The sequence below is a fragment of the Yoonia sp. GPGPB17 genome, from assembly GCF_037892195.1.
GTDB lineage: Bacteria > Pseudomonadota > Alphaproteobacteria > Rhodobacterales > Rhodobacteraceae > Yoonia.
On sequence record NZ_JATACI010000002.1, the window covers coordinates 2,334,162 to 2,349,612 of the forward strand.

22 protein-coding genes are annotated in these 15,451 nt (G+C 56.6%); 10 read left to right on the top strand and 12 right to left on the bottom strand.

Annotation, left to right across the window (positions count from 1 at the left end; translation table 11 throughout):
- Positions 1–72: 72 nt before the first annotated feature.
- A complete protein-coding gene (locus tag QTO30_RS12545) occupies positions 73–840 on the top strand; it encodes an alpha/beta fold hydrolase (protein ID WP_340424440.1) in 768 nt (255 codons plus the stop codon).
- On the opposite strand, the gene QTO30_RS12550 is transcribed toward QTO30_RS12545, so the two are convergent.
- The 4 genes from QTO30_RS12550 to QTO30_RS12565 all read right to left on the bottom strand — a co-directional run bounded on the left by QTO30_RS12550 (position 841) and on the right by QTO30_RS12565 (position 3,760).
- The gene (locus QTO30_RS12550) at positions 841–1,692 is read right to left on the bottom strand and encodes a universal stress protein (RefSeq protein ID WP_340424441.1); all 852 of its coding nucleotides are present in this window, start codon (positions 1,690–1,692) and stop codon (positions 841–843) included.
- Between the two features lie 285 nt (positions 1,693–1,977).
- On the bottom strand, positions 1,978–2,103 hold the full coding sequence (locus QTO30_RS12555; protein WP_340424442.1) for a hypothetical protein: 126 nt from the start codon (positions 2,101–2,103) through the stop codon (positions 1,978–1,980).
- Entirely contained in the window at positions 2,100–3,317 is a 1,218-nt protein-coding gene (locus QTO30_RS12560) for an MFS transporter (RefSeq protein WP_340424443.1), read from the bottom strand. Before QTO30_RS12560 ends, QTO30_RS12555 begins: the two co-directional genes overlap by 4 nt.
- Positions 3,314–3,760 (bottom strand): MarR family winged helix-turn-helix transcriptional regulator, encoded by a 447-nt coding sequence (locus tag QTO30_RS12565; protein WP_340424444.1) that lies wholly within the window; start codon positions 3,758–3,760, stop codon positions 3,314–3,316. The genes QTO30_RS12560 and QTO30_RS12565 overlap by 4 nt, the downstream gene beginning before the upstream one ends.
- Positions 3,761–3,801: 41 nt before the next feature.
- On the opposite strand from QTO30_RS12565, the gene QTO30_RS12570 reads away from it, so the two are divergent.
- Complete coding sequence (locus QTO30_RS12570; protein ID WP_340424445.1) at positions 3,802–4,308, top strand: ClbS/DfsB family four-helix bundle protein; 507 nt, start codon at positions 3,802–3,804, stop codon at positions 4,306–4,308.
- Here the strand turns inward: QTO30_RS12570 and QTO30_RS12575 are convergent.
- Complete coding sequence (locus QTO30_RS12575; protein ID WP_340424446.1) at positions 4,305–4,946, bottom strand: hypothetical protein; 642 nt, start codon at positions 4,944–4,946, stop codon at positions 4,305–4,307. The two genes, QTO30_RS12570 and QTO30_RS12575, sit on opposite strands and share 4 nt — an antisense overlap.
- A 38-nt stretch (positions 4,947–4,984) precedes the next feature.
- On the opposite strand from QTO30_RS12575, the gene QTO30_RS12580 reads away from it, so the two are divergent.
- Positions 4,985–5,704: an endonuclease/exonuclease/phosphatase family protein gene (locus QTO30_RS12580; RefSeq protein WP_340424447.1), complete on the top strand. Its 720-nt coding sequence runs from the start codon at positions 4,985–4,987 to the stop codon at positions 5,702–5,704.
- A gap of 67 nt (positions 5,705–5,771) precedes the next feature.
- Positions 5,772–7,226, top strand: coding sequence for a GntP family permease (locus QTO30_RS12585; protein ID WP_340424448.1), 1,455 nt, complete (start codon positions 5,772–5,774; stop codon positions 7,224–7,226).
- On the opposite strand, the gene QTO30_RS12590 is transcribed toward QTO30_RS12585, so the two are convergent.
- Both QTO30_RS12590 and QTO30_RS12595 read right to left on the bottom strand, forming a co-directional pair.
- Positions 7,162–8,001, bottom strand: coding sequence for a universal stress protein (locus QTO30_RS12590; RefSeq protein WP_340424449.1), 840 nt, complete (start codon positions 7,999–8,001; stop codon positions 7,162–7,164). The genes QTO30_RS12585 and QTO30_RS12590 overlap by 65 nt on opposite strands.
- 53 nt (positions 8,002–8,054) lie before the next feature.
- Positions 8,055–8,540 carry an Hsp20/alpha crystallin family protein gene (locus QTO30_RS12595; RefSeq protein ID WP_340424450.1) on the bottom strand — a complete coding sequence of 162 codons (486 nt, stop codon included), beginning with the start codon at positions 8,538–8,540 and terminating at the stop codon, positions 8,055–8,057.
- 143 nt (positions 8,541–8,683) lie between these two features.
- Between QTO30_RS12595 and QTO30_RS12600 the strand changes: the two genes are divergently transcribed.
- The 3 genes from QTO30_RS12600 to QTO30_RS12610 all read left to right on the top strand — a co-directional run bounded on the left by QTO30_RS12600 (position 8,684) and on the right by QTO30_RS12610 (position 9,875).
- Positions 8,684–8,986, top strand: a complete 303-nt coding sequence (locus QTO30_RS12600; RefSeq protein ID WP_340424451.1) for a hypothetical protein — start codon at positions 8,684–8,686, stop codon at positions 8,984–8,986.
- Entirely contained in the window at positions 8,971–9,195 is a 225-nt protein-coding gene (locus tag QTO30_RS12605) for a hypothetical protein (RefSeq protein ID WP_340424452.1), read from the top strand. The genes QTO30_RS12600 and QTO30_RS12605 overlap by 16 nt, the downstream gene beginning before the upstream one ends.
- A gap of 95 nt (positions 9,196–9,290) precedes the next feature.
- Positions 9,291–9,875, top strand: a complete 585-nt coding sequence (locus QTO30_RS12610; RefSeq protein WP_340424453.1) for a hypothetical protein — start codon at positions 9,291–9,293, stop codon at positions 9,873–9,875.
- A 167-nt stretch (positions 9,876–10,042) separates the two neighbouring features.
- Here QTO30_RS12610 and QTO30_RS12615 read toward each other — a convergent pair whose 3' ends face one another.
- Positions 10,043–10,717: a helix-turn-helix domain-containing protein gene (locus QTO30_RS12615; RefSeq protein ID WP_340424454.1), complete on the bottom strand. Its 675-nt coding sequence runs from the start codon at positions 10,715–10,717 to the stop codon at positions 10,043–10,045.
- Between the two features lie 167 nt (positions 10,718–10,884).
- Here QTO30_RS12615 and QTO30_RS12620 point away from each other — a divergent pair, with 167 nt between their 5' ends.
- Entirely contained in the window at positions 10,885–11,652 is a 768-nt protein-coding gene (locus QTO30_RS12620) for a response regulator (protein ID WP_340424455.1), read from the top strand.
- Here QTO30_RS12620 and QTO30_RS12625 read toward each other — a convergent pair.
- Entirely contained in the window at positions 11,568–13,133 is a 1,566-nt protein-coding gene (locus tag QTO30_RS12625) for an ATP-binding protein (RefSeq protein WP_340424456.1), read from the bottom strand. The two genes, QTO30_RS12620 and QTO30_RS12625, sit on opposite strands and share 85 nt — an antisense overlap.
- Before the next feature lie 119 nt (positions 13,134–13,252).
- Here QTO30_RS12625 and QTO30_RS12630 point away from each other — a divergent pair, with 119 nt between their 5' ends.
- The gene (locus QTO30_RS12630; protein WP_340424457.1) at positions 13,253–13,690 is read left to right on the top strand and encodes a host attachment protein; all 438 of its coding nucleotides are present in this window, start codon (positions 13,253–13,255) and stop codon (positions 13,688–13,690) included.
- Between the two features lie 4 nt (positions 13,691–13,694).
- Here QTO30_RS12630 and QTO30_RS12635 read toward each other — a convergent pair whose 3' ends face one another.
- Entirely contained in the window at positions 13,695–14,258 is a 564-nt protein-coding gene (locus tag QTO30_RS12635; RefSeq protein ID WP_340424458.1) for a VIT1/CCC1 transporter family protein, read from the bottom strand.
- A 17-nt stretch (positions 14,259–14,275) separates the two neighbouring features.
- Positions 14,276–14,410, bottom strand: coding sequence for a hypothetical protein (locus QTO30_RS12640; RefSeq protein WP_340424459.1), 135 nt, complete (start codon positions 14,408–14,410; stop codon positions 14,276–14,278).
- Positions 14,411–14,574: 164 nt separating this feature from the next.
- Here QTO30_RS12640 and QTO30_RS12645 point away from each other — a divergent pair, with 164 nt between their 5' ends.
- Positions 14,575–14,937 carry a phasin family protein gene (locus QTO30_RS12645; RefSeq protein ID WP_340424460.1) on the top strand — a complete coding sequence of 121 codons (363 nt, stop codon included), beginning with the start codon at positions 14,575–14,577 and terminating at the stop codon, positions 14,935–14,937.
- Between the two features lie 51 nt (positions 14,938–14,988).
- On the opposite strand, the gene QTO30_RS12650 is transcribed toward QTO30_RS12645, so the two are convergent.
- The gene (locus QTO30_RS12650; protein ID WP_340424461.1) at positions 14,989–15,447 is read right to left on the bottom strand and encodes a hypothetical protein; all 459 of its coding nucleotides are present in this window, start codon (positions 15,445–15,447) and stop codon (positions 14,989–14,991) included.
- Between the last annotated feature and the right edge of the window lie 4 nt (positions 15,448–15,451).

A 15,451-nucleotide genomic window follows, 5' to 3' on the forward strand; every position in this document is an offset into this window, starting at 1 on the left:
ATCTTCATAATCAAGATGAACGCCTTCGGCTGGCCGATGCATCATCTGTCATTGTACCAGAAGGAAAGCGGCATGGCGCATAAATCGGAACTGAAACAGAACCCAATGCACAAGGCGGGCGACAACCAATCTCAACTGGCGGGCAGACCCAGCTTTTGGATTCACGGTGCGGGCATGTCCGGTTCAACGTGGGACGCCCTTACTGCGGCCATGCCGCTGGCCCAAACGCCGGATTTGCCATGGCACGGCGCAGCAGAAGAGATCACGCCACCAACGGTCGAGGCCTTTGCAGATTACCTTGCAGAGGACGTAAAGCCAGACACCATTCTAGTTGGGCATTCCTTGGGCGGAATGGTCGCGATGGAACTGGCTGTGAAGATGCCGGAAAAGGTTGCAGCGTTGATCTTGATCGAATCTGTACCAACCGCCTCCGATGGATTTGCCCAAAAAATGGTCGCCGGATTTGCCCGTCTCTTTGTCCGGCTAACACCGCCAAAGTGGCTCGCCAGACTTTCAAGTGCTGGGCAAGCCGAAGAGGTCCGCGCGGAACTCAACAAACAACTCTCGCAACACACCAGAGCAAGCCTTGCGGCAACAATGGACGCTGCCGCAGCTTATGACGGGCGTAAAAGACTGGCGCAGATCAAAACACCAACCCTGATCATCGTCGCGAGCCAGAACAAATCGACCCATAGCGGCGCGTTGCTTGCGTCACAGCACATTCCGACAGCAACGCTGATAGAACTATCAGGCGGGCATATCCTCTACGTCGACAACCCAGTGCAGATGCTCAGGGCGATTGAGGACTTCCTCGCTTCTGTGACCTCTTCCAAGCTTTGATCAATGGGTTAGAAGAACCGGCCTTTCGGTCTGTTTGATCATCTCTTCGGTGGTACCGCCAAAGAAGCGTTCGTTCCAGCGGCTGCGTCCATAGGCCCCCATGACCACCAGATCTGCGGTATGTTCCTGCGCGCGGTCCAAAATAGCCTGAGACACAGTTTTGCGTCCGGTGACATATTCTTGCACCGTCACCTTGCACCCATGATGACTTAGCCAGGTGGCAAGGTCAGCGCCCGGATTTTCTCCATCCGCCCAGCGCGAGGGATCGGCGTCGAAACTTGCAACAATTACCTCGTATGCGGCTTTCAGCATCGGCAGTGCGGCACGCACTGCGCGGGCGGCAGGCACGGAGCTATTCCATGCGATCATCACGGTATTGGGGGTAAGGGCCTTGCTGCCCGGTACAACGTTGAGCAAGACCGGTCCCGGCGCTTCGAACAGCAAGCCATAGACGATATTGTTGAAAGCGGTGTCATTGTCCCGCAGGCTGTCCTGCACAATGCTGAAATCCGCAAATAGGGCGCGCAGACCGACAAGATCATGCATCGCTGCAGGTTCCACGCAAAGCGTGGCAACCTCGCCCGTCAACCCCTGTTTGACCAGATGCGCGCGGGTTTCCTTCTGCTGTTTGACCAGATGCGCGGCCATTTTGTTGCGTTCGCCCAACCATCCTTCGGGGATCACTGGTATCGCATAGGGGCTGGCGGTGATCGAATAGCTCAACAAAGGAACCGGACCAATATGCATGACGCTCAAACGCCCGCGTTGGGCCTGTGCGGCGTCAATGATAGGGGCAAGATCTGCAGTAGTCCCCTCTGGGCCCTGAAGGGCAAGGAATGTCGCGCTGGTCATGGTTCGGCCTCTTGGTTAATTCCGTTTGACCTTAGGCCTCTACTGTGGTCGTGGATTGAGATTGGTCAATTCAGAGCCGGAGAGTGTTATGCACACTTGTTATGATATGCTTAGCACCCCTAAAAACGCGCGGGCCATGATCGCCACGGTACCGATTGGGTGATCTGGTTGGTAGGCAATGGTGTCGTTACACCCATCACCCGCAATGCCCCGGAATGGGAGTTCGCCCCCACCCACATCGCACGCGCTGGCTTGTCCGGATGGAAGAGGAGCGACCAGGATGGATCAGCATAATGTCCAGCTGGACAGGTAGACCTCTAACAACGGGTTTTGATAAAGCACGAAAATACCCGACAGCACGACCAGCCCGGTTGCGCCTGCAAGCCAATAGATCGCAGGATGATTGCTCATGCCGTCGCCCTCCTTTCGGACAGGGTGCGCTCGGTGATTGGCCAATTCAATATGGCCGCCAGAATGCTCAGACCAATCGCAATGCCCCAGGCCATGTCATAGCTACCCGTGTGATCATAGAGCCAGCCGCCAAGCCAGCCACCCGCGAATGACCCCAGCTGATGCGCAAAAAAGACAATGCCACCCAGCATGGACATGTGTTTGACACCAAAGACCGCAGCAACAGTACCGTTGGTCAAAGGCACGGTAGACAACCAAAACAGCCCCATGACCGCACCAAACACATAGGCGGAACCGGCCGTGACGGGCAAGAGTACAAAGGCTGCAATCGCAAGGGCGCGACCCAAATAGATCCATGAAAGCAGCATCGGCTTACGGTGCCTGCCACCCCAAAGGCCCGCAAAATAGGTGCCAGCGATATTGACCAAACCGATCAGGGCCAGAACAATCGTAGCGACGCCACTGCCGACACCCTCATCCGCGAGGTATGCGGGCAGATGAACGGCGATAAAGACCACCTGAAATCCGCATGCAAAAAAACCCAGAGACAAAAGCCAGAAGTCGCGTTCTGCAAAAGCATCGCGCAGGGCCTGCGCAAAGGTCACGTCTTCATCGGCACTGGCGATGGGCGCAGGTGCGTTCCTAATCCCGAAGGCCAGAGGAAACATCGCAAGAGCAAGAACGGAAAAGGTGATCAGCGCCCCTTGCCACTCTAATCCCACAATCAAGCCAAGCGAGATGGGTAGCAAGGCAAATTGCCCGAAAGAACCGACGGACATGGTGATTCCCATCGCGAGCGAGCGTTGCGCTGGCGCGACCAGACGGCTGATCGCCGCGAAGATAACCGGAAATGTCGTGCCCGACAGCCCCAACCCAATCAGAACGCCTGCACCAAGAATGAACAGGCCCTCGCCTGCAACCACACTCATCATCCAAAGCCCAAGACCATAAAGGACTGCCCCAATGGTGATGACAGGCTTCGCCCCAAACCGGTCAGCCAGCATGCCGGTGAAGGGCTGACTGGCGCCCCAGACCAGATTTTGCAGCGCAATCGCAAATGCAAAGGTCTCGCGCCCCCAGCCCTGATCCATGCTGACAGGTTGCAGGAACAGTCCGAAAGTATGGCGAACACCCAGCGAGATAAGCAGGATCAAAGACCCGCAGATAAGTGCGACGCTGGCACCATGCCATTTGCTGGTTGTCTGGGCTGTCATATCTGGCGCCCTACTTCATGGGCGGCAAGGCGTTCCAAAAGCGCCATCGTGTCTGCGCCAATCATCTGGGCATAATCAGCTTGCGCCCTCCGCCAAAGCGGCTCTGCCGCCACCAGTGTGACCCGGCCCATATCGGTCAATGAAATCATACGCTTGCGTCCATCCTCTCCCACGCTCATTTTTATGAGGGATTGCCTTTCTAGAACACGCAGGTTGCGTCCCAATGTACTGCGGTCCAGTCCCACATCCGCGGCTAATGCAGAGATGGACAGGTTTGTCGCGTCATTGATGCGCCGCAGCAGCCGAAACATGGTGACCTTGACACCAGCGGGGGCAAGCATCGCATCATAATGCGATGTGCTCTGGGCCGCCGCCTGGCGCAATGCTGTACAGATGCAGGCCTCTACCATAATACTGGTATATACCCGCAATATGATTGACACAAATCAAAATCCGGTTGATGAGATTGCGATACGATCCAACCATGCCCGCTGCAACAAACAAACCCGAACTACTTGCGACCTTTGATAAGGATCTTGCCAAGCTGCGAAAAACGCTTGATGGCGTTGATGAAGAACATGCCTCTTTGTCAGCGCCTGATGATGGCACGACGATCAAAGGGGTTGTCGCGCACCGCACGCATTGGATGAGTATGTTCCACCAATGGTATGAAGATGGGGTCGCAGGTCGCGAGGTCCACGTCCCTGCTAAGGGTTACAAGTGGAACCAGCTAAAGGAATACAACGCACCCCTTTATGCCAAGGGGAATGCGATGGATTGGGACAATCTGCGATCAGAGTTTGATGTGGCATGCGACACTCTGCGGGCCTTTATCGCGGAACATGACGAAGGTGATCTCTATAAAGCAGCTGCGCACGCATGGACGGGTAAATGGACCCTTGGCCGATTTGCTGAGGCATCTGGTCCGTCCCATTTCCGATCTGCGAACACCTATATTCGTAAGGTCCTCCGCGCGGCAAGCACGACCTAGCGGTGCTTGCGAAACAGCCGTTTGTTCAGTGCGACAAACCGGTCAATCGGCCAAGTCCAGAAAGACCGATCCTTAGCCCGGAGGTATACATAACCCAGCCAGCTGGCAAAGGCCGCGCCGATAACATCGACAATCAGGTCGCCCATCGTATCCATCAATCCCGATTTTTGCATATTGAGGCCAAACCACTGGTCCATTGCGAATTCGAAAATCTCCCAACAGGTGCCGACAGTGACCGCAAGTCCAAATGCCATCACGCACATGGCCCACGGCGGGGCCGCAAAACGGTCACCCTCGAACATCATCAGCACAAAGACAAAGCCCAACAGGCCAAACCCGATGGCCGATGATCCGTGCAAGGCGATATCCCACCACCAGACACGTTCATAAAAATCAAAGGCCTCGCCCATGAAAACCGAGGCCACCATAAAAATCGTCATGGCGACGACAAAGGGCAGTGGCAGGGTGATGTCCAAACGGCTGGCCAGAAACAGTGGCGCTAGAGCCAGCGCAAGCGTCGCAAGCGCCACAAAAGTCAGCGACCAGCGCCCCTCGAATGCGGCGGCGATGGCCGAAAGGAAAAGGAGTGCCCAAATACCGTGCACAAGGATACCTTGCTGGCGCAGATGCGAGATCATGAGAGCAACCCCTGTAATCTAAGGCGTTCCTTACCTATATGTCAGTCATGCCCCAACCATTCAAGGACCGGCCCGGCCGGATTGCCAGCTATAACATCCGCAAGGCACGTGGCCTTGACGGGAAGCGTGATCCGGGCCGTATCGTAGATGTCATCAACGGATTGGATGCGGATATCATCGCATTGCAAGAAGCAGACCGACGATTGGGCGACCGGCCTGCGGCCTTGCCCCGTGATCTCATTGCAAGGGCAACCGATTTTGACGTCGTTCCGCTGGCCACCAACACGGTCAGCATTGGCTGGCATGGCAATGCTGTCTTGGTGCGGCGCGGTACGGCCGTGGCCGAAACGAACCTGTTTGACTTGCCCGGCGCAGAGCCGCGCGGTGCAGTTTCGGTTGAACTGGAACATGGTCCGACCATCGTCGGGGTGCATTTGGGGCTTTTACGCAGTTCGCGACGCAACCAACTGGACACGATTTTGTCCCGGCTCGGGTCGTCTGAAAACAACATTATCATCGGTGATATGAACGAATGGGCCACGCGCCGCGGGTTTGAGCCGCTTGAGGAGGCTTACACCCTTTATGCTCCGGGGCGCAGTTTTCATGCGCGGCGCCCGGTGGCCGCACTGGACCGGGTGGCTCTGTCCCAAGGACTGCACCTGACCGATGCAGGTGTGGAACAAGGCCGTTTGGCCAAGCGCGCCTCTGATCATCTGCCAATATGGGCTGATGTGCGAAATGAAGGCCTATCGCGTTGATAAGCCGCAATTACTGCACTGATGTGGGATGCTAAGGGTGGCCCGTCTTTGACGGGGTATCTCCGACGTGTCAATTTTACTTACGCTCATAGCCCCGCTTGGGCTGTTAATCTGGATTGTCTATCGCGGCTGGCCGGTTCTTTTGGCAGCGCCAGCTATGGCACTTCTTGCTGCGGGTATGGCCGCTGACCCGCTGTTTGCGACGCTAACACAACGCTTTATGCCCGCGGCGGGGGGATTTGTGGTCTCCTTCCTGCCCTTGTTCCTATTGGGGGCCGTCTTTGGCAAACTGATGGAGGACACAGGAGCCGCCATGGCACTGGCCCGCGCCATTGTCGATCGTCTGGGAACCGGGCGCGCTATATCTGCGGTCGTCTTGTCTTGTGCCGCGCTGACCTATGGCGGGGTATCGCTGTTTGTGGTGGCGTTCGCCGTCTACCCTTTGGCAACCGCGCTGTTTTCCGCGGCGGGCATCGCGCATCGACTGATCCCTGCAGCAATCGCGCTGGGTGCTTTTACCTTCACGATGAGCGCGCTGCCCGGATCGCCCGCAATCCAGAACGCGATACCGATGCCCTACTTTGGCACAACGGTCTTTGCCGCCCCCGGATTGGGGCTGATAGCCGGAGCCATCATGCTTGTGGGAGGATTGACCTATCTTGGACACAAGGCACGGGTGGTTAACCCTGATTTGGCGGCACAGTTGGCCGATGGCAGCGTGGCGCATGACCCGCCCTTGCCCCCACTGTGGTGCGCTACTTTACCCATCCTTACGGTCTTTGTGGCAAACTGGTGTCTGGCTCAGATCGTGTTGCCCCGGCTGGATCTGGGTTATCTGGCGTCATCTGAATGGGGCGATGCAACGCCTTCGCAGGTGATCGGGCTATGGGCATTAATTGGTGCGCTGACTGGCGCCATTGTGGTGTTATTGGTTTTCACTTGGACCCGTCTGGACCAACCACGCGAGACCCTAAACCAAGGGGCGCAAGCCGCGCTTTTACCACTATTCAACACGGCGGCCCTTGTTGGATTTGGGGCGGTTGTGGCGGGCTTACCAGCCTTTGGCATCGTTACGGACCTGACGGCGGATATGGCTGGCAGTATGCTCACAGGGTTGGCAGTACAGGCGAGCCTTTTGGCTGGGTTGACGGGATCTGCCTCGGGCGGGATGTCGATCGCCTTGGATACCTTGGGACCCCGCTATCTAGAGGCCGCATTGGCAGAAGGTGTGGATCCCGCAGCACTACACCGGATTGTTGCGCTTGCGACGGGCGGGTTGGACGCATTGCCGCATAACGGTGCCGTCGTCACGCTGCTTGGCATTGTTAAGCCTGACCCACAAAGAGGCGTATGGCCCGATCTTTATGGTCGCCGTGGTCATCCCAATCATCGCTTTGCTCGCGGCGCTGTTCCTATCACAATGGATCGGGGTATTTTAGGGCCAGAGCCCCAAGACATCACTTGGAAAACAGGACCGGCAGCTTGGCCTCGCTCAAAAGCCCCCGCGTGGCGGCGCCGATGACGAAATCATAGGCGCGCGAATGTCCAAAGGCCCCGGTGACCAGCATATCAGCACCGACCTCAAAGGCATCCTGCAAAAGAACATCGGGTATCTTTCCGCCATCCGGTTCGCGGTGCACAATTTCGACATTGGGGCCATGGCGAGCAAGAGCTGCGGCCAGATCATTGGCAGCATAGTCGGCCAGCGCATTACCGGGCGGCGCACCAACATGCAGGATGCGGATTTCAGCGGCGGGGCTGGCGACATCCAGCATGTCATGAACCGCGCGGGTCGCTTCGCGGGTTTCGCTCCACCCCAGCAGCACCTTTTCACCTAGCTTTTCAGCCGTGTAGTCACGCGGGATCATGAGCACTGGGCGACCGCATTCCTTAATGACCCGTTCTTGCAGGTTGTTAAGCAGCATGCGATCATCGTCATCGTCCTCTTGCGCCATGACAACAAGATCAGCCCCGCGCGCGGAAGCCACGATACTATCAGAGGAAAACCCGGTATCGCTGCTGACTTTGCGCCATTCGCTCGGGAACTCTTCATGGATTGTTCGCGCATCAAAGATCGTCTTGACCTCATTTGCATGTGCCTTCTGGCTGGCCACCAGGCGTTCAAAGTTCACGTCAGGGATATGCATCGCGATACTAGGGTAGACCATCAGCGATTCCGCGACATAAAGCCCGATAACATGGGCATTGTCGCGCCGCGCCAGAACCGTCGCGGCACGCAGTAGATCGTCGGCTGATGCGGTGTTGGTCAGGCAGACAAGAATGGTACGCAGTGACATAAGACTTCCTTTAACTCAGTGTGCCGCACCCGGACAGACCGGGTACCGCCGTCCTATTTAGTCTTGATCTCGATCTTGCGAGTGGCGGCTTTTGCTTCTGCCGGTTTGGGAATGGACAAGCGCAACACGCCGTCTGAGAAATGCCCTTCAATGGCATCTTCCGCAGGCGTGAACCTCAGCGGGATCTGCCGACAGAAGCTACCATAGCTGCGTTCATGCATATGATAGTTTTTGTTCTCTTCGACGCGCTCATCAGATTTTTCGCCTTTGATCACCAGCACATCACCATTGAGCGAAACATCGATATCCTCTGAACTGACGCCGGGGATTTCCGCGGTAATTTCGACAGCCTCGGCCGTTTCAGCCACATCGACAGCGGGGTTCAGCCCTGTACCAAACGCGCCGAATGATCCCTGACCCGCAAGCGGCGGATAGCCGCGAAACCGATCAAGCAGTCGCTCCATCTCGTGTTGAAGTTGCTCAAAAAAGGGTTGCGGCTCGTGGCCTTTGGGCCGGGTTGGGGGGAGGTTTGTTTGCATATCAATTCTCCTTTTGGCAACGCCAGATGCGTCAGGAGATTTTAGCCCAGAGCCAGGCGGGCGGCTTTGATATTGCTCAATCGGGCCAGCGCCGGGCTGCACTACCAAGGGCCAGAAAATCCGATTTTGTAAGGAGACGATCCATGCGACATTTTCTGATTTCGATATTAACGATCCTCACGCTGTCATCTGGTCCAACTGCGGCGGATCAGGTTAGCCGCACCCATGGCGGAGACACCTATCTGGCGGGCGACACAGTGACCCAAACGCTGTCGGCCACTGGTGACGTGTTTGCCGCTGGCAGCGTTGTCAGCACCACCGGCACGACAAGCGGCGACACCCATGCCGCTGCGGCTATGACGTCGATGTCAGCACACAGACAGGTGGTGATGTGTATGCAGCAGGCAGTTCGGTCACGATTGACGCTCCGGTGGGCGAAGACGTAACCGCCGCCGGTTTCAGTGTGCGCAGCACGGCTGATGCGATTGTCAGCGGCAATCTGCGGTTCTTTGGTCGCTCGTTAATCATTGACGGCCCGATCAATGGCGCTGTCTCGGCCTTTGGCGGCTCGGTGCATCTGAATGCACCGGTGTCTGGCGATGCCTGGATCGCCGCTAAACAGATGACATTCGGGCCAAATGCCAGCATCGCTTAAGCAACCTGACACTGACCGCTCCCGACGACCAATCCGTCCCGGCCCGTGTCATCCCGGCAGAGCGGATCACCCTCGAAGACTGGAACACCCGTGAGATGTACCGCGAATTTGATCGCAGTTGGGACATGGTCGACATGCCGATGTTGCCGGTTTGGCTGTCACTTTTCTCGGCCTTCGTGATTTCGACGATCTTTCTGCTGCTTCTTGCCGCGGTGTTCCTGACACTGGTCCCGAACCGTGTGGAAAAGATGCGCCGCCGGGTGACCCGCCAGCCGTTGCAGACCTTTCTGTTGGGGGTGATCGGACTGTCGGCACTGTTTGGCATGGTGCCGGTGACGGGGCTGACCATCATCGGCATTCCCTTTGTCCCCTTCGCCTTACTGCTGATTATCGTGGCATGGACACTGGGCTATTTGCTTGCAGCATACGGTGTAGCACGGCGGATACTGCTGGCCTTTGATGGCAATGAAGACCCGTCCTTACTGATGAAACTGGCGACGATCCTTGTGGCTATCTGCGTCGTTGCGATCCTTAACTTCATTTCCTTTGTGGGCTGGGTTGTGAACTATACGCTGGTTTTGCTGGGCGTGGGTGCGATGACGGCCGGTCTGCTATCGCTATGGATCACGGATCCCGATCCGGCGGTTGAGTTGGATATGCAAACGCCGATTGATGACTGACGGATTTGGGACCAGGTGGATCGCTATGCCCGGACCCTCAGCGTTGCCTAGGTCAATGAACAGGTCACGACACCGATGGCTAGCGTGATACCTGTCTAATCTGACAAAAAACCACCGAGGCGTTGCAGTAAAAACAACGGCCTCGGCAAGTTAGGGGGTGAACGGAACTAGTTGTTGTCGTCACCTTGCGCAATGCAGCGCAATGCGGTCGGTTTGAGGATGATCACGGTGTTGACGTGATCAATGGCGATGATCTGGGACTTGCGTAACTGGGTGAAGGTGCGGCTGACCGTTTCGGTCGTCAGCCCCAGAAAATCAGCGATGTCAGCACGGGTCATGGGCAGCGTGACCTGATCGAACTCACCCAGTGGTTCGCCGACGCGCGCGGTGAGCACCAGTAGGAATGAGGCCAGTTTTTCAACGGATGACTTGCGCCCGAGCATCATAAAATGATCCTGCATCGCGCTGATTTCGCGCAAAGCGGCGCGCAAGAGGCGCTGATGCAATTCATGGTCACCCTTGGGCGATTCCAGTTGGCTGCGCTGATGGACAATCAACGTCGCCTCGACCAGCGCATCACAATCCGTATGGTAAAGCCCATCACTGGGAAAGCCTACCGTATCCCCCGGATACCCAAAGGCTATCACTTGGCGGCGGCCGTCTTCCATCATACGGGTCAGACGCAAAACGCCGCTAGCAACCTCATAGATGCGATCAGCGGAATCGCCCTCTAAAAAAAGGTGCTTGCCCGGCCTGATCTTGATTGTCCTGTTGCGGACAATCGAAGGGCGCGTTGGTTTCGCATGAAGGTCGTCATCTTGCCCTGGGTCGGTGACATACATTGCAGCTTCCTTTCATGGCGTTCAAAAGAAGCTGTGGTTTGGTTGTATCGCGCGCACTGGCCCGACGGTATCGATTTGTATCAATTTGTATCAAAATCGGAAATCGGTTAGGATTGGAATGATCGAACCCTTAGGTAATGTCCGTGAAAACGGGACTGGGGCGCCTCATGAAAAACGCTGTTATTCTGGTCGTTGACGACGACCCCAAGATACGAAACCTGCTGCGCCGCTGCTTTGAGGGTGAAGGCGCAACCGTGCTTGAAGCCAGCGACAAAAAAACAACTTTGGCCGCAATCACTTCGAGCTCATTTGATCTGATGACGCTTGATCTCAGTCTTGGCGCAGATGATGGGTTGAACGTCGCCCAGGCGATCCGCAAAATATCAGCTGTCCCTATCATTATGGTCACGGCCAAAGACGATGTCATCGATCGGGTTGTCGGGCTCGAAATCGGAGCAGATGACTACATCACCAAGCCGTTCCATCTGCGTGAAGTTGTCGCGCGTGTCAAAACCGTCTTACGCCGCGTGCGTGGCGAGGTGCATCCCACATCTACCCCCAAAAGCAACTGCTGGGAATTTGACGAGATGCGGGCCGTTCCGGATGAGTTGATACTTGCGGATCGGGAAGGACACCTTATCGATCTGACCAGTGGCGAGTTTAAGCTGCTTGAGGTGTTTCTCAAACGCCCCAAGCGGGTTCTATCGCGTGAACAATTGATGGATTTGACCGGCGGACATAGCTATGCACCAATGGACCGGACCATTGACAACCAAATCGCCCGGTTACGCAAAAAGATCGAGCGCAACCCCGCGCGCCCGCGCGTGATTTCGACCATACGCGGGATTGGCTACTCCTTCACCTGTGATGTCAGATCCTGCGACGCCCCGGTGGTTTCAAAGAGTGCAGACAGCGCCTTGGCCAGATCAGACTGACGGTAGGGTTTGCGCAAGATCTGATGTTGGATGTCGTCGGTTTGACGGCGCAGGATATCCTCCGCATAGCCCGAGGTCAGCAAGATGCGCATCGTCGGGTATGTTGCGACAACATGCCGGGCCAGCGCCAGCCCGTCCAGTTCGCCCGGCATCACAAGATCCGTGAACACGGCATCAATCCCTTGTTCCTGACGCAATATCTCGGCCGCGACATCACCTGATGCGGCCTCGCGCACTTGATATCCCATATCTCTAAGCCGTGCAGTGGTCAGTTTGCGCACATGTGGATTGTCTTCGACTACCAGCAGTGTCTGGCCCTGCGCCTTGTGGTGCGCAGGGGTTTCAAAGGGTTTGTGGTCCGCGTTGGTTGGCCCGTCAATAATCGGGAAGTAAAGCGCGATTGTCGTGCCGTGTCCGACCTCACTGTAAATCGTGACGTGCCCGCCACACTGGCGCACAAAGCCATAGACCATGGCCAACCCAAGGCCGCTGCCTTTGCCGACCGGCTTTGTGGTAAAATAGGGTTCGAACACTTGTTGCTGGGTGTCTGGCCCCATGCCCCGCCCGGTATCGGTGACAGAAATGCGCACATAGTCGCCCTCGGTCACGTGAAGCTCTTGCGCAATGTAGGTGTCATCGATGCTGACCATCTCGCTACGCACAATCAGCTTGCCCCCATCGGGCATCGCATCCCGCGCATTGAGGGCAATGTTGATCAACGCCGATTGCAATTGTGTGGTGTCCGCCAGCACCACCGGGAGCGGGTCCATGAGTTCAAAAGTGATATCATACTTCGGGTCAAAGGTGCGTTTGATCAGGGTCATCGCCGCATCGCAGGCGGCGTTCACATCAACCGGGTCGCTGTGGATGCCCGACTTGCGTGCAAAGGCACCCAGCCCTTCCGTCAATTCTGAACCCAGTGCAGCAGCCTCGAGCGCGTCGGCCACCATTGCCTGATCTTCTCGGCCGCTCAATCGCGCCTGCAACAGTTCCAGATTGCCGATAATAACAGTCAGGATGTTGCTAAAATCATGGCTAATCCCGCCAGTCATCTGCCCAATGGCATCAACCCGTGCCGACCGCGCTAGGGCATCTTCAGCGGCGAAGCGCTCGGTAAGGTCCTGCAAAACTGCAACGAATTGCGTTTCCCCATCATGTTCGGCTTTGCCGACTGACAAATGTAGTGGAAAGGCGCTTCCATTCCAGCGCAGCCCTTCGACGACGCGCCCGTGTCCAATGATCCGTGCCTTTCCGGTCTCAAGGTAATTTTGCATGAAACCGTCATGGCGATCTGCCAGCGACAGGGGCATCAGCATATTCACGCTCTGTCCGATCAGCGTGGCTGGGTCATGGCCGAAAAGCTTGCCGACAGCGGGGTTGGCCCGCGTGATTATCCCGCGCGCGTCACTGATCAGTACCGCATCGGGTATCGCGTCCAATAGCGCATACAACAAAAGTGCGTCGCGTTCATGATCAATCATTGCTCTTCCACTTCGCTGCCGCACTGTTCATCCCACGACTGTGCCGCTGATCATTGAGAAAAATCAACTGCCGCCCGCCGCCAATCAATAGCTTGCTCAGAACACGAAGGAACAGAGCAATGAAACCGATCAAGACCTGGATTGTATTGGCCGATGCCCAAACCATACGCATCGCTGCCAATGAAGGCCCCGGTAAGGGTATTTACGGGGTTCCAAACGATGGCCTAGCAGCGCCCGCAGTGACAGAACTATCGGATGCGCCGGGCGTTATGAATGCCCCCGTCGGACCCAACCGTGGCGGGATCAATGAGCCCGACCTCAAAGCTCAGGCCGCCGCCGCTTTTGCCGAAAGAATCGTCACGCATCTGGATCATGCCCTGCAGAGCGGTCAGTTTCAGCGCCTTGTCCTTTGTGCCGCACCCGCGATGCTGGGGATCTTGCGCCAAAGACTGACTGGCCCGCTGAAACATGCGTTGCGCGCGGATATCGCCAAAGACCTGACCCATCTGCCGCTCAATGATCTGCCAGCGCATTTAAGCGATGTTATGGTGGTCTAAATCTTTAAGGATGAAAAAGCCGCCCCACCGCAAAGGCCAAGGTCGCGGCCGCACCGCCGATCACCAGTGTCTCAGTCCCTGAGCGCAGCCAATGGGCAAGTGACCAGCGCGCCTTGATCGCGCCAATGCCAAAGAATGTGCAGGCAGCAATGCCAATGGACCACGAAAACGCCGGATCAAGGCCAATCAGATAAGGCAGCAGGGGCAAGAGGCCCGCTGCCACGAAGGCTACAAAAATGACAACAGCGGCCCGCATCGGGCGTGCCTCGACCGTTGGCAACCCGTATTCTTCGGCCATCATCAGATTGACCCATTGCTCTTTGTTTTCGCTGATCATCGCAGTCGCATCTTTCAGCACCCGTCCACGCAGCCCCTTTCGAGCCAGAATCTGTTTCAGCTCGTCCAGTTCCCCTTGGCGGTTCTCGCGGATGTGGCGTTCTTCGACCTGTAACAATCTGCGTCGATCATCAGCCACAGCTTTGGTCCCGGAGTAATTGCCAGCCGCCATCGAAAACCCATCCGCCAACACATTGGCCAACCCTAAAGCCACGACAACGCCCGCGGGCAAACCCGCACCCTGCACGCTTAAGCAACAATCGCAAAGGTCGTGACGGTCCCATCAATCCCGCCAAAGATCGCATCCCGCAATCGCGTACTGTCAGTGTTTGCATCCAGTCGCGCGGCGATATCTTGCGGTGTATGCCCGTGTTCAAATGTCATCGGTTTTCCTTCGGTGCATGATCCTCTCGACACGTTTACGCATCTTACGGGGCGGGGCATAATACAGTCCAACCTGCTGCCATTTGAGCGGCGTTGATACAGATCAATCCTGTCTTTGCTACCCCGGATAAAATCCAAAAATCGCTCAGATCAGGAGACAGACGATGGCGAAATCAAAGGCGGACACCACGGCAAGCACTGACCCTGTCGCAATGGGTCAGGACTTGATGAAGCAGATCGAAGATGCAGGACTTGGCCCGATGCGTTGGCTGGGTGCTGCGTGGTTTGAAAAAATGGCGGATATGAACGGCGAGGTGATCAGCTTTGTCGCTGACCGTATTCGCGAAGATGTCAAAACGCAGCATGCGTTGCTGCACTGCAAGACCACGGAAGAGGTGCAGAAAACGCAAGTCGCGTTTTTGGAAAAGGCCTATGCCCAATACACCGAAGAGACGGGAAAATTGCTGAAGATGAGCATGGATATGCTGCCAACCAGCAATGACGAAACCAAGAACACACCGGTCTAGCAACTTGGCTTGCCCCGGTTCATTCTGGGTCAAGCCCCTGCAGCAATCTCTTTAAGAAATCATCGATCCGTCCTGCGCCTTGGGTTCGTTTTCGATGCTGTTCCCAATCGCCGCCTTACCCTGAAAACCCCGCCCCAGTTCCACCTCTGCCATGGCAAACGCTTTTTCCGGCGGGGAATGGTCACCGCATGTCAACATCAGGCCCAGCACTGGGGGCAGGTTTCGCGCCTGCCTCATGTAGCTGATCAACGGGGCTGCCGGATATGAGGTCCAGATCGGCCCACAAAGCACGGCCACGTCAAACCCACCAATATCAGGCAAAGGATGCGCAAGCGGCGGGCGCGTGCGGCGCAAGCTGTCTATTCCGGCCCGGAAATACCCAAAGAAAGGCGTGCCGTAGCGCGGGGTGTGCAGCGCAAAAACATCCGCGCCCAGCGCTGTGGAAAGACGTTCGGCGATCAACTGAGAATGGCCGGACTTTGAATAATAGACGATGGCGATCTTCGGCATCCGG